Source organism: Microbacterium sp. (assembly GCF_031178525.1).
In the GTDB taxonomy this organism is placed as follows: domain Bacteria; phylum Actinomycetota; class Actinomycetes; order Actinomycetales; family Microbacteriaceae; genus Microbacterium.
This window is the reverse complement of sequence record NZ_JAPSJA010000052.1, coordinates 1-12,911: the sequence shown is the minus strand read 5'-3', so window position 1 is coordinate 12,911 and position 12,911 is coordinate 1. Positions and strand designations below refer to the sequence as shown.

Below are 12,911 nucleotides of genomic sequence, written 5' to 3'. Positions count from 1 at the left end.
TCGCGGGGCCGATCGCGCGCGGTCTGTCCCGCTGGCTGCCGCTGCCGCTCGCAGCGGCGTTGAGCGTCCCGTTCGCCGCGCAGCTCGCGTGCGGGCCGGTGCTCGTGCTGCTGGCGCCCGAGGTGCCGCTGTACGGCGTGGTGGCCAACCTGCTCGCCGGTCCCGCCGCGCCGGTCGTGACCATCGTGGGACTGGCGGCGTGCCTCGCGGCGCCGATCCCGGTGCTCGCGGACGGGCTCGCGGCGATCGCCTGGCTGCCCTCCGCGTGGATCGCCGCCACCGCGCAGACGCTGGCGGCAATGCCCGGCGGGCGGCTCACGTGGGTGCCCGGACCGGTGGGCGCTCTGCTGCTCGTCGTGCTGGGTGCCGCCGCCGGCGTCGCCCTCGTGCGCGCGGGAAGGGACGGCCTCGCCGACCGTCGCCTGCGTGCCGCGGCCGCCGCGGTGCTCGCCGTCGCGGCGGGCATCTCGACCGGCTTCGGCGCTTTGGGCGGAGTCGCGGGGCCCCTCACGGTGCCTCGCGACTGGGCGATCGCCGGGTGCGAGGTCGGGCAGGGCGACGGCCTCGTGCTGCGATCCGGGGGAGCGGTCGCGGTCATCGACGTCGGTCCGGATCCCGCGCCCCTGGCGGCCTGTCTGTCCCGCCTGGGGATCGGACGGATCGATCTGCTCGTGCTGACGCACTTCGACCTGGATCACGTCGGCGGGATCTCGGCGGTGCGCGGCCGGGTCGCGACCGTGCTGCACGGGCCGCTCGGCGGCACCGAGGACGAGACCGTGCTCGACGCGATCGGCGCGCCGCGCCGGGTGCAGGCGAGCGTCGGCATGACCGGCCTGCTCGGGGACGCGCGGTGGACGGCGCACTGGCCGCGAGCCGAATCGCACGCGTTCGAGCCCGGCAATGACTCCAGCGTCGTGATCGAGATCGCGGGGCCCGACCTGCCGCGCACCATCCTGCTGGGCGACCTGTCCGCCTCCGCGCAGGCGGCGATGCTCGCGACCGAACGGATCGCGGGGCCGTTCTCGGTCGTGAAGGTCGCGCATCACGGCAGCGCGGATCAGCTCCCGCAGCTGTATGCCGAGCTGGCGCCGTCGGTCGCGCTCGTCACCGTCGGCGCGGACAACGACTACGACCATCCACGCGACGAGATCCTCGCGACGCTCCGCGCGATCGGCGCGACGATCGCGCGGACGGACACCGAGGGGCTGCTCCTCGTCTCATCCACGCCGGACGGCTTGTCGCTGTGGCGCGAGCGTCCACCGTGACGCCGGTGCTGTCGGGGGCCGCCGGTAGGCTGGCCGTATGGCTGCCGCACCCGCATCGAGATCGTCGCGCGGCGCGAAGTCGTCCATCCCGCAGCTGTCGTGGCGCGAGCCTCGACCGGCCCCGGTCGTGCTGGTGTCGGGCCCCGAGGAGGTGTGCGCGGAACGCGCGATCGGCGGCGTGCGGGCGTATCTCAAGGCCGAGGATCCGGCGCTCGAGATCACCGACATCCGCGCCGACGACTACCTGGCCGGCACGCTGCTGGCGGTCTCGTCGCCGTCGCTGTTCGGCGAGCCTCGCCTGGTCCGCGTGTCGGGTGTGGAGAAGTGCAGCGACGCGTTCCTGACGGAGGCGCTGGCGTACATCGAGCACCCGCAGGAGGGCGCGACCGTCGTGCTCCGCCACACGGGCGCGAGCGTGCGCGGGAAGAAGCTGCTCGACGCGATCCGGGCGGGAACCGGCTCGGGCGTCGAGGTGCCGTGCCCCGCGATCACCAAGGAGCGCGACCGTCAGGACTTCGCCGCGGGCGAGTTCAAGGCGGCCGGTCGCCGGATCGCGCCCAAGGCGCTGCACGCTCTGGTCTCGGCCTTCAGCGGCGACCTCGCCGAACTCGCCTCCGCATGTCAGCAGCTGCTGGCGGACGTCGACGGCGACATCTCGGAGGCGGTCGTGAGTCGCTACTACGGCGGTCGCGTCGAGTTGAACGCCTTCGCGGTCGCCGACGCGGCGATCGCGGGTCGCTACGGCGAGGCGCTCGTCAGCCTCCGTCACGCGCTCGCTTCCGGCGCCGACCCCGTCCCCGTCGTCGCGGCGTTCGCGATGAAGCTTCGCACCATGGCGAAGGTGGCCGGCTCCCGCGAGCCGTCGCGTGTGCTCGCCTCACGGCTCGGCATGCGCGACTGGCAGGTCGACAACGCCAAACGCGACCTCGTCGGCTGGACGCAGTCGAGCCTCGGCCTCGCCATCCAGGCGGCGGCGCGCGCCGACGCCGAGGTCAAGGGTGCGTCGCGGGATCCGGTGTTCGCGCTCGAGCGCATGATCTCCGTGATCGCCAACCGCCGCCCGTTCGGGGAGTAGCAGCGGCCGTCGCGGCGTCGGGAACCGAGAGCGGCGGCGAAGCGAAAGGCCCGCCCCGAGAACGGGACGGGCCTTTCGAAGACGCTCAGCTCAGAGCGAGGCGACCTTCGACGCGAGAGCCGACTTGCGGTTCGCGGCCTGGTTCTTGTGGATGACGCCCTTGCTGGCGGCCTTGTCGAGCTTCTTGCCGGCCTTGGCGAGGGCGGCCTCGGCGGCGGCCTTGTCACCGGCGGCGATGGCCTCGCGCGTGCGGCGGACGAAGGACTTCAGCTCGCTCTTGACGGCCTTGTTGCGCTCGCGCGCCTTCTCGTTGGTCTTGATGCGCTTGATCTGCGACTTGATGTTTGCCACGTGTCGAAAGACTTTCGTTCAGAGGTTGTTCGGACGATGTCGATTGACAAGAGAGGGGTGTCGCACGACGGGTGTGGGTCGATCCCACACGCAAGCCAAGGACCGAGTCTAGCAGGTCAGGCCGCGTCTCCCGCGTTCGCGGCCGGGCCATCGGGCCCGGCCTCGATCGTCGCGATCGCGAGCCCGAGCACGGCATTGAACACCTCCGGGCGCATCGCGGTCACGAGGTGTGTGGCTCTCGGCACGACGATGAGCTCGGCGTGCGGCACGAGCGCCACGAACACCTTCTCGTGCAGACGAAGCTGGTCCCACTGGCCGTTCACGAACCACACCGGGATACGGATGCGGCGCAGCGCCGCCGCCAGATCGAGCACGGACAGGCTTCGGAGCGCCACATCCTGTGCGAGGTAGGCGTAGCCGCCCGCGCCGAAATCCGAGCGCGTCTCCAGCGGCAGGGTCGCGCGGAGCACGGCGTTGGTGAGCCGCTGACCCCGCCCCGGCAGCGCGTTCATCCCCGCGGCGAACGCGCGGTACGCCCGCAGCCCGAGCCCGCGCGGGATCGCCGTGCACGAAGCGGCGATCAGCGCCGCGACCGGCGGAGGGTCCTCGCGTCCGACGTACTCGACCGCCAGCAGACCGCCCATCGAGTGCCCGACCAGCAGCACGGGGCCGCGCTCGGCGGCCGCACGCACGGCAGCGTCGATCGCCTCGAACGCTCCGTCGATCGTGAACGTCTCCTGCAGGCGCGTCCCGTGACCGGGCAGATCCACGGCGGTGACGTCGATGCCGCGCTCCTCGAGGTGCGCGACCTGCGCGCGCCACATGCTGGCGGAGGTCCGGATCCCGTGGACGAGCACGACCTGCACACGCATGGCTCCACACTAAGCGGCCGTCGGTGCCGACCCGTGGGGAGCGGCGTCGGACCGCCGTGCGTGGCGAGAGGGCCTCACAGCGGGAACGACTTCGGGGCCGGTGGCCGAAGCCACCGACCCCGAAGCGGATCGGATCAGAGGTTCAGCGAAGGATCACTCCGCCGCGCCCTTCTCCCAGCCGACGTTCTCGACCGGCGACAGGCCGAAGAGGTCGAGACCGGTGTAGGTCTCGGGCGTGAGGTTCGCCAGGCCCTCCTTGGCCATGGAGATCCACGGACCCATGTACAGCGGCAGGATGCCCCAGGTCTCCTGGATGATCTCCGACTCGAGCGCCAGGCCCGCCTCGGTCTGCTCCTCGGCGGTCGGCAGGGCCGACACCTCGTTCGCGATGCGCTCGTCGATCTCCTCCGTGCCGGTGGCCGAGAGGTTCAGGCTGCTGTCCGAGCAGTACAGCTGGCACATGTAGGCCACGCCGTACGGGTCGCTGGACGAGAAGCCGAGCATCACGAGGTCCCAGTCCTTGGTGGACAGGACGGTCGAGAAGTCGCTGGCGGGACGGACGTCGATCTCGATGTCCACGCCGATGGCCGCCAGCTGCTGCTGGATGACCTGGGCGCGGGCCTGCGTGATCGGGTCGTCGCCGAAGATCGGCAGGCGGCCCTCGAGCGCCTGGCCGTCCTTCTCACGGACGTCGCCGTTCATCTCCCAGCCGGCCTCGTCGAGGATCGCGTTGGCATCCTCGACGTTGAACTCCCAGCCGGCCTCGGAGAGCGCGTCGACGTAGCCGTCCTGGAACGGGAACAGGTTGAGCGAGCCCACGGGGTCCTCGGTGTAGTTGAGGCCGTCCCACATGACCTCCTTGATCTGCTCGCGGTCGATGGCCTTGAGCATCGCCTCGCGGACCTCGAGGTCTGCGAACTGCGGCCGCTCCGCGTTGATCTGCAGGAGGTTGGTCGCGGTGCGCTGCGCGCGGTAGGTGACCGCGCCGTCGACGTCCTTGAGCTGCTCGAGGTTGTCGGCCGTCAGGTTGTCGGCGTAGTCGATCTCACCGTTCTGGAAGGCGTTGACCATGGCGGTCGGCTCGAGCACGCGGAACGTGACCTTGTCGAGCATGGGCTCGTCGCCCCACCAGTTCTCGTTCGGCACGAACGAGATGGTGCCGCCGTTCAGGTCGACGTCCTCGATCTTGTAGGGGCCGGCGCCGAACTGCGCGTTCGGCTCCTCGAGGTACGCCTCGTTGAAGGCCTCAGGGCTGTTGATCTCCGGGTGCATCGGGTTCCAGAACAGGCCCTGCCACCAGGGGTAGACCTGGGAGAAGGTGACCTTGGCCTGGAACTCGTCCTCGCCCTGCTCGACCGACTCGATCAGCGAGTAGCCGTCGGTGGTGCTCGGCGAGTACTCCTCGTTCGTGCCGTTGAGGGCCTCCCACGTGACCTTGTACGACTCCCACGTGAACGGCGTGCCGTCGTTGAACTTCGCCTCGGGGTTGATCGTGAAGGTCACGACCGTCTTGCCGTCGACCTCCTCGGCCTCCCAGCCGGTGAGGTAGTTGGGGTTGGCCGAGGCCTCGCCCTCGGGCGTCATGAGGATCGTCTGCGGGTTGTACCAGGTCCACAGCGTGGTCGTGTCGACCGAGCCGTCGCCGTGGTTCGGGTTCATCTGCGGCGTGATCTCCGTGATCGGGAAGACCACCTCGCCGCCCTGCTCGAGGTTCTCACGCGGCTGCGGGTTGTAGTCCGCGCCCGTGATCGTCTCGGCGGGGGTCTCCTCGCCCGAGCCTCCGTCATTGCCGCCGCCGGCGCAGCCGGCGAGGGTCAGTGCGAGCGCGCCGCCGGCGGCGACGACGCCCAGCAGCTTGTGCTGCAGCTTCATTCTGGTGCTCCTTTCGACGCCTCGTGGGCGCCATTCGGATGGTGGGGACTGTTGAGTTGTGAGTCTTGTGCGTGAACCAGCTCAGCGGTAGTGACAGGCGTTCACGTGAACGCCCTCCCGACCGGTGAGGGCCGGCACCTCCGTCTCGCAACGGACCTGCTCCGCTTCGCCGAGCGTCTTGTACAGCGGGCAGCGGCTGACGAACGGACAGCCCTTGGGCTTCTCGGTCGGGCTCGGCAGGTCCCCGGTGAGCACGATGCGCTCGCGTGTCCGCTCCACCTTCGGATCGGGCACGGGGATCGCCGACAGCAGCGCCTGCGTGTACGGATGCTGCGGGTTGTCGAACACCTCGTCCACGTCGCCGTGCTCGACGAAGTTTCCGAGGTACATCACCGCCACGCGGTCGGCGATGTGCCGCACGACCGAGAGGTCGTGCGCGACGAACAGGTACGACAGCCCGAGTTTGACCTTGAGCTCGTCGAGGAGATTGATGACGCCCGCCTGGATCGACACGTCGAGCGCCGAGACCGGCTCGTCCAGGACGACGACCTTCGGGTTCGTCGCCAGTGCGCGCGCGATGCCGATGCGCTGACGCTGACCGCCCGAGAAGGCCGTCGGGAACCGGTCGCTGTGCGCGGGGTCGAGCCCGACCAGATCCATCAGCTCGTCGACGCGCGTCTCGATCCGGTCCTTCGGCTCGCCGATCGTGCGCAGCGGCTCCGCGATGATGTCGAACACCGTCATGCGCGGGTCGAGCGCACCCATCGGGTCCTGGAACACGATCTGGATGTCGCGGCGCAGGTCGCGCTCGGCCCGCCCGCCCTTGATCTCCGCCACGCTCACGCCGTTGATCCGGATGTCGCCGTCGGTCTGGGCCGCGAGATCCATGATCTGCAGCAGCGTGGTGGTCTTGCCGGAGCCGGACTCGCCGACGATCGCCATGCACTCGCCCTCGCGCACGTCGAACGTGACGTTCTTGACCGCGTGGACGTCGCCGATCCGGCGCTTGAAGAACGCGCCCTTCGTGAGCGGGAAGGTCTTCACGAGGTTGCGCACCTCGAGCGTCGCCGGGCGCTCCTCGCGCGGCGTGCGGACGAGCTCCGAGGTCGGGATCACCGGGACCGGATAGACCGGGTGGCCGTCGATGTGGCCCGAGCGGATCTCCTCGGCGCGGATGCACGCGGCGCGATGGTCGATCTTGCCGCCGACGGGCAGCAGCTCGGGCTCCTTGCGGCGGCACGCGTCCACCGCGATGGGGCACCGGTCGGCGAAGGGGCACGCGTCGGGCAGGTTCACCAGCAGCGGCGGGTTGCCCTTGATCGGCACCAGCGGCTGCTTCTCGGCCTTGTCCACACGGGGGATCGCGCCCAGCAGGCCGATCGAGTACGGCATGCGGGTGTCGGCGAACAGCTCGTCGACGGGTGCCTGCTCGATGGGCTTGCCTGCGTACATCACGAGCACGTCGTCCGCGATATTCGCGACCACGCCCATGTCGTGCGTGATCATGATCACGGCGGCGCCGGTCTCGCGCTGCGCGGTCTTGATGAGCTCGAGGATCTGCGCCTGGATCGTGACGTCGAGGGCCGTTGTCGGCTCGTCCGCGATGATGAGCTTGGGGCGGTTCGCCATAGCGATCGCGATCACGACGCGCTGGCGCATGCCGCCGGAGAACTCGTGCGGGAAGGACTTCAGCCGCTTCTCGGGGTTCGGGATGCCGACAAGTCGCAGCAGCTCGATCGCGCGCTCGGCCGCCGCCTGGCGCGACAGGCGGCTGTCGTGCACCGTGAGCGCCTCGATGATCTGGTCGCCGATCGTGAACACGGGCGTGAGCGACGTCAGCGGGTCCTGGAAGATCATCGCGATGCCGTTGCCGCGCAGCTTCGACATCTGCGCGTCGGTCTTGCCCAGCAGCTCGTCCCCGTCGAACACGATCGACCCGTCCACGCGGGCGTTGTCGTCGAGAAGCCCCATGACGGCGAGCGACGTGACGGACTTGCCCGATCCTGACTCGCCCACGATGCCCAGCGTGCGGCCGGGACGCAGGTCGAAGGAGACGCCGCGGACGGCGTCGACGCGCCCCGCCTCGGACGGGAAGCTGACCGTGAGGTCGCGGACCGTCAGGACGGGCTCGGTGAGGACGGTGGTGGCGGTGGTGTCAGAGATCGTCATGCGCGGCCTCCCGCCGCCGAGGTCGGATCGAGCGCATCGCGCAGACCGTCGGCGACGAGCGCCATCGAGACGGTCAGCAGCGTCAGGGCGCCGGCCGGGAAGTAGAACAGCCACGGCGCGCTCGACACGCTGCGCGAGCCGATGCCGATCAGCGAGCCCAGAGACACATCGGGCAGCTTCACGCCGAAGCCGATGAACGACAGCCCGGTCTCCGTCAGCACGGCCGCGACCACGCCGAGCGTGAAGTTGATCACGAGCAGCGAGCCGATGTTCGGCAGCATGTGGCGCAGCACGATCGTGAAGCCGCGCACGCCCATGTAGCGCGCGGCCTGCACGTATTCGCGCTCGCGGATCGACAGCGACAGCGTCCAGATCACGCGGGCCGAGAAGAACCAGCCGGTCAGGATCATGACGAGCGAGATGATGCGCCAGTCGCCGCCGGCGTCGTTCGAGATCATCGCGAGGATGAGGAACGTCGGCGTCACCATCAGGAAGTGGATGACGAGCAGCGTGATGCGCTCGACCCAGCCCCGGAAGTACGCGGCGGCGGCGCCGACCACGGCGGAGATCACCGTCGTTCCGATCGCCACCACGAGCGCGATCATGAGCGAGCGCTGCAGGCCCACGACCACCATGGCGAAGACGTCGTTGCCGGCGTTGTTCGTGCCGAACCAGTGCTCGGCGTTCGGCGGGTCGCTCAGCGCCAGGAAGTCGAGCTCGATGTGGTCGTACTGCTGGAACATCGGCCCGACGACGGCGAAGACCACCAGTAGGACGAAGATCGCCAGTCCGATGAGGGCACCGCGATTGCGCGCGAAGCGGCGGCCGTACAGCTCCCACTTCGACATCCGCTTCCGCCCAGGGGTGCGCAGCGCGGTATCGGAGGGCGGCGGGTTGTCGCCGTGCTCGAGGGGATCGATCAGGCTGTTCGTCACGCTCATGTCAGCTCACCCGCACTCGGGGGTCGAGGACCACGACGGCGACGTCGGAGAGGACGGCGCCGAGCGCGGTCAGGATGGCGCCGAAAGCCGCGATGGCCACGACGCCGTGGATGTCGTTGTTGGTGATCGTGTCGAGGAAGTACTTGCCCATGCCTTCCCACTGGAAGATCGACTCCGTGAGGATCGCGCCCGTGAAGATGGCCGGGATCGAGAACGCCACCTGCGTGGCGACGGGGATCAGCGAGGTCCGCAGGGCGTGGCGACGCACGGCCTGGGGCTTGGTGAGGCCCTTCGCCCGCGCCATGCGCACGTAGTCGGTCTTGATGTTGTCCAGCAGGAGCGAGCGCTGCAGGAAGTGGTACTGCGCATAGCCGGTCACCACGAGCGCCAGGGTCGGCAGCACCAGATGCTGCAGCGTGTCGATGAGGACGGGGAAGAACCCGCTCACGCCGGGGGAGGCCGCGCCGGTGACGTAGAAGATGCGCTCGCCGACCGCGTTGTTCAGCGCGATCGCCAGCAGGACGATCGCGAGTGCGCCGACCACGACCGGGATGTTCATCGTGACGATCGAGACGCCCTGCCAGACGCGGTCGGCCGTGCGGTACTGCCGCGAGGCCGTGTAGACGCCGAGGCCGACGCCCACGAGCGTGAGCAGGATCGTCGCCCCCAGCATCAGCTCGGCCGAGATCCACATGCGGTAGGCGACCTGCTCGTTGACCGACTGCCCGACCGGGCTGACTCCCCAGTCCCACCGCAGCACGATGCCGCTGAACCAGCCCCACCACCGCTCGATGAGCGGGATCTTGTCGTCGAGATTGCGCGGGCGCAGCAGTCCGACGATCTGCTCCTCGGTGAGCGGGGGGCGGCGGCCGACGTAGTTCGCGCGCGGGTCGAGATAACCCCAGGCGAGGAAATACGTGAGATTGGTCACCGCCACGATCATCAGCAGCCAGCCCGCAGTGCGGCGCAGCATGAAACGGATCAAGGCGTGAAACTTCTTTCGTGACAGACGTTGTCGGGGACTCTACCCCCTGGATCTTCGTCGTCTTCGACGAAGCCAGCACGTGCGAAAAGCGTTACCGTTCTGTGTTCTCGCCGTGAAAAACATGCAACATGCGGGTCATGGGCGTGCAACCTGCATGGTGTGAGGCATCTCGGGATAGGAGTATACGAGCGATCTGCTCGCGAGAGGGTGTCGCAGGACGAACGGCGCTCGCACCGTAGAATCGACGGGACATGTCACCCCGCGCCTCCACTCCGCTCGAGCCCGCCGCGACGCCCCCCGAGCGCATCCGCAACTTCTGCATCATCGCCCACATCGACCACGGCAAGTCCACGCTGGCCGATCGCATGCTGCAGATCACCGGCGTGGTCTCCGACCGGGAGATGCGCGCGCAGTACCTCGACCGCATGGACATCGAGCGCGAGCGCGGCATCACCATCAAGTCCCAGGCGGTGCGCATGCCGTGGGAGATCGACGGCGAGTCCGTCGCGCTGAACATGATCGACACGCCGGGCCACGTCGACTTCACGTACGAGGTGTCCCGCTCGCTGGCGGCGTGCGAGGGCGCGATCCTGCTGGTGGACGCGGCGCAGGGCATCGAGGCCCAGACGCTCGCCAACCTGTACCTCGCGCTCGAGAACGATCTGACGATCATCCCGGTGCTCAACAAGATCGACCTGCCGGCCGCCGATCCGGAGCGGTTCGCCAAGGAGCTCGCCGACCTGATCGGCGGCAGTCCCGACGACGTGCTGCGCGTGTCGGGCAAGACCGGTCAGGGCGTCGAGGAGCTGCTCGACCGCCTCGTGCGCGAGATCCCGCCGCCCCGGGGTGACGCGGACGCACCGGCGCGCGCGATGATCTTCGACTCGGTCTACGACGCCTACCGCGGCGTCGTGACGTACGTGCGCATGATCGACGGCAGCCTGTCGCCGCGCGAGCGCATCCAGATGATGTCGAGCAAGGCCACGCACGAGCTGCTCGAGATCGGCGTGTCGGCCCCCGAGCCCACGCCCTCGAAGGGACTCGGCGTGGGCGAGGTCGGCTACCTGATCACGGGCGTGAAGGACGTGCGCCAGTCCAAGGTCGGCGACACCGTCACCAACGCGCGCACACCCGCGACCGACGCGCTGGCCGGCTACGTCGATCCGAAGCCCATGGTGTACTCGGGCCTGTATCCGATCGACGCCAGCGACTACCCGGATCTGCGCGACGCGCTCGACAAGCTGAAGCTTTCGGACGCCTCGCTCGCGTACGAGCCCGAGACATCGGTCGCGCTGGGCTTCGGCTTCCGCTGCGGCTTCCTGGGCCTGCTGCACCTCGAGATCATCACCGAGCGGCTCGAGCGCGAGTTCGGCCTCGACCTCATCACGACCGCACCCAGCGTGATCTACGAGGTCCTGACCGAGACCGGCGAGACGATCGTCGTGACCAACCCGAGCGAGTATCCCGACGGCAAGATCGGGTCCGTCTCGGAGCCGATCGTGAAGGCCTCGATCCTGGCCCCGAAGGACTACGTCGGCACGGTCATGGACCTGTGCCAGTCGCGTCGCGGCACTCTGCTCGGCATGGACTACCTGTCCGAGGAGCGGGTCGAGCTGAAGTACACGATGCCGCTCGGCGAGATCGTGTTCGACTTCTTCGACCAGCTCAAGAGCCGCACGCAGGGCTACGCGAGCCTCGACTACGAGCCGGCCGGACGGCAGGACGCCGATCTCGTCAAGGTGGACATCCTGCTGCAGGGCGACCGTGTCGACGCGTTCAGCGCGATCGTGCACCGCGACAAGGCGTACGCGTATGGGACGACCATGACCGAGCGCCTACGCAAGCTCATCCCGCGCCAGCAGTTCGAGGTGCCGATCCAGGCCGCGATCGGCGCGCGCATCATCGCGCGCGAGAACATCCGCGCGATCCGCAAGGACGTGCTCGCCAAGTGCTACGGCGGTGACATCACCCGCAAGCGCAAGCTGCTCGAGAAGCAGAAGGAGGGCAAGAAGCGCATGAAGACCATCGGTCGCGTCGAGGTGCCCCAGAACGCGTTCATCGCGGCGCTGTCCGGTGACGTCGAGAGCAAGGCCAAGTAGAGGTTCAGGCTCGGCACGTAGGGTGGAACACATGCGTCGCGGCACCTTCCAGGACGAGACGGTCGACTATGCGGCGGTCGGCGCCACCCAGGCGCACGACCTGCTGCAGTACCCGCCCGAGCACAGTCTCCCGGCTGCCGATTCGTGGCGCATCGGCAGCGGCGAGGACCGCTTCCGCACGGCCGGCGACGCGCTGCTGTCGTGGGGTGCTCTGAAGGGCGCCGGTCTTCGGGTCACCGACGTGCGCCCCGCTCCGGGACCGGCGTACTCCGGCGTGAGCTTCGACGGCGAGGGAAACGCGATCGCGCCGTCCAAGCTCGAGACAGACCAGCGCTACGACGCGGAGGGCACGCCGTACGCCGGCCCCGGCACCACGCTGCGGGTGCACGGCAGGGTGAACGGCATGCGCGCGGACGCCGAGCTGCGCGTCATCTTCGTGATCGAGGAGGCGCGCCGCGTGGGGTTCGCGCTCGGCACCGTGGGCGGATCCATGGTGAGCGGCGAGGAGTCGTTCACGATCGAGTGGCGCGAGAACGACGAGGTGTGGTTCACCGTGAAGGCGTTCGACCGCCCGGTCGGACTGCTCTACCGGATGTTCCGCGGGTTCGTGCGGCGCCGCCGCCGCGCGCTGTTCGCCGGCTACCTGCGAGCGATCTCGCCGTTGTTCGCCACTCCGGGTTCGTGATGGCCGGTCCCCTTCCGCTGGGCGATCCCGCTCCGGCGGACGGTCGGCTGCCCGGGCAGATCCGGATCGATCCGGATGTCGACTTCGGCGTGTACCTGCATGTGCCGTTCTGTCGGGTGCGCTGCGGCTACTGCGACTTCAACACCTACACGTCGGGGGAGCTGCGCGGGGCGCGCCAAGACCAGTACGCCGACACGCTGCTGCGCGAGGTCGCGCTGGGCCGCGAGGTGCTGGCCGACGCGGCTCCCGTGCGCCCCGCGACCACCGTGTTCTTCGGGGGCGGCACGCCCACGCTGCTGCCGGCCGGCGACCTGGGGCGGATGCTCGACGGCGTGCGCGGCGCCTTCGGGCTCGCGGACGGTGCGGAGATCACGGTCGAGGCGAATCCCGACACCGTGACGCCCGCCGTGGCGCGCGAGCTCGCGGCGTCCGGCGTGACGCGGATGTCCATCGGGATGCAGTCGTCGGAGCCGCACGTGCTCGCGGCGCTCGACCGCACGCACACTCCCGGCAACGTGCAGACGGCCGTGGACGCCGCGCGCGGGGAGGGCCTCGATGTCAGCGTCGACCTCATCTACGGCGCGCCGGGGGAGACGC

11 protein-coding genes are annotated in these 12,911 nt (G+C 69.4%); 5 read left to right on the top strand and 6 right to left on the bottom strand.

Annotation, left to right across the window (positions count from 1 at the left end; genetic code table 11):
- Both RIF89_RS05510 and holA read left to right on the top strand, forming a co-directional pair.
- The coding region (locus RIF89_RS05510; RefSeq protein WP_309068138.1) for a ComEC/Rec2 family competence protein at positions 1-1,265 on the top strand (1,265 nt) is incomplete at its 5' end.
- Positions 1,266-1,302: 37 nt separating this feature from the next.
- Positions 1,303-2,340: a DNA polymerase III subunit delta gene (gene holA, locus RIF89_RS05505; protein ID WP_309068137.1), complete on the top strand. Its 1,038-nt coding sequence runs from the start codon at positions 1,303-1,305 to the stop codon at positions 2,338-2,340.
- 90 nt (positions 2,341-2,430) lie between these two features.
- Here holA and rpsT read toward each other — a convergent pair whose 3' ends face one another.
- From rpsT to RIF89_RS05475, 6 genes are all read right to left on the bottom strand, one after another.
- On the bottom strand, positions 2,431-2,691 hold the full coding sequence (gene rpsT, locus RIF89_RS05500) for a 30S ribosomal protein S20 (protein WP_203135215.1): 261 nt from the start codon (positions 2,689-2,691) through the stop codon (positions 2,431-2,433).
- A 116-nt stretch (positions 2,692-2,807) separates the two neighbouring features.
- Positions 2,808-3,563, bottom strand: coding sequence for an alpha/beta hydrolase (locus RIF89_RS05495; protein ID WP_309068136.1), 756 nt, complete (start codon positions 3,561-3,563; stop codon positions 2,808-2,810).
- A gap of 153 nt (positions 3,564-3,716) precedes the next feature.
- Positions 3,717-5,435: an ABC transporter family substrate-binding protein gene (locus tag RIF89_RS05490; protein ID WP_309068135.1), complete on the bottom strand. Its 1,719-nt coding sequence runs from the start codon at positions 5,433-5,435 to the stop codon at positions 3,717-3,719.
- A gap of 81 nt (positions 5,436-5,516) precedes the next feature.
- Entirely contained in the window at positions 5,517-7,604 is a 2,088-nt protein-coding gene (locus tag RIF89_RS05485; protein WP_309068134.1) for an ABC transporter ATP-binding protein, read from the bottom strand.
- Positions 7,601-8,545, bottom strand: a complete 945-nt coding sequence (locus tag RIF89_RS05480; RefSeq protein ID WP_309068133.1) for an ABC transporter permease — start codon at positions 8,543-8,545, stop codon at positions 7,601-7,603. The genes RIF89_RS05485 and RIF89_RS05480 overlap by 4 nt, the downstream gene beginning before the upstream one ends.
- A gap of 1 nt (position 8,546) precedes the next feature.
- Positions 8,547-9,518 (bottom strand): ABC transporter permease, encoded by a 972-nt coding sequence (locus tag RIF89_RS05475; RefSeq protein ID WP_309068132.1) that lies wholly within the window; start codon positions 9,516-9,518, stop codon positions 8,547-8,549.
- Positions 9,519-9,781: 263 nt separating this feature from the next.
- Between RIF89_RS05475 and lepA the strand changes: the two genes are divergently transcribed.
- From lepA to RIF89_RS05460, 3 genes are all read left to right on the top strand, one after another.
- A complete protein-coding gene (gene lepA / locus RIF89_RS05470) occupies positions 9,782-11,629 on the top strand; it encodes a translation elongation factor 4 (protein ID WP_309068131.1) in 1,848 nt (615 codons plus the stop codon).
- 31 nt (positions 11,630-11,660) lie between these two features.
- The gene (locus RIF89_RS05465; RefSeq protein ID WP_203138746.1) at positions 11,661-12,314 is read left to right on the top strand and encodes a DUF1990 family protein; all 654 of its coding nucleotides are present in this window, start codon (positions 11,661-11,663) and stop codon (positions 12,312-12,314) included.
- Positions 12,314-12,911 (top strand): radical SAM protein (locus RIF89_RS05460; RefSeq protein ID WP_309068130.1); only part of this gene is annotated, 598 nt, incomplete at its 3' end. The genes RIF89_RS05465 and RIF89_RS05460, both read left to right, overlap by 1 nt.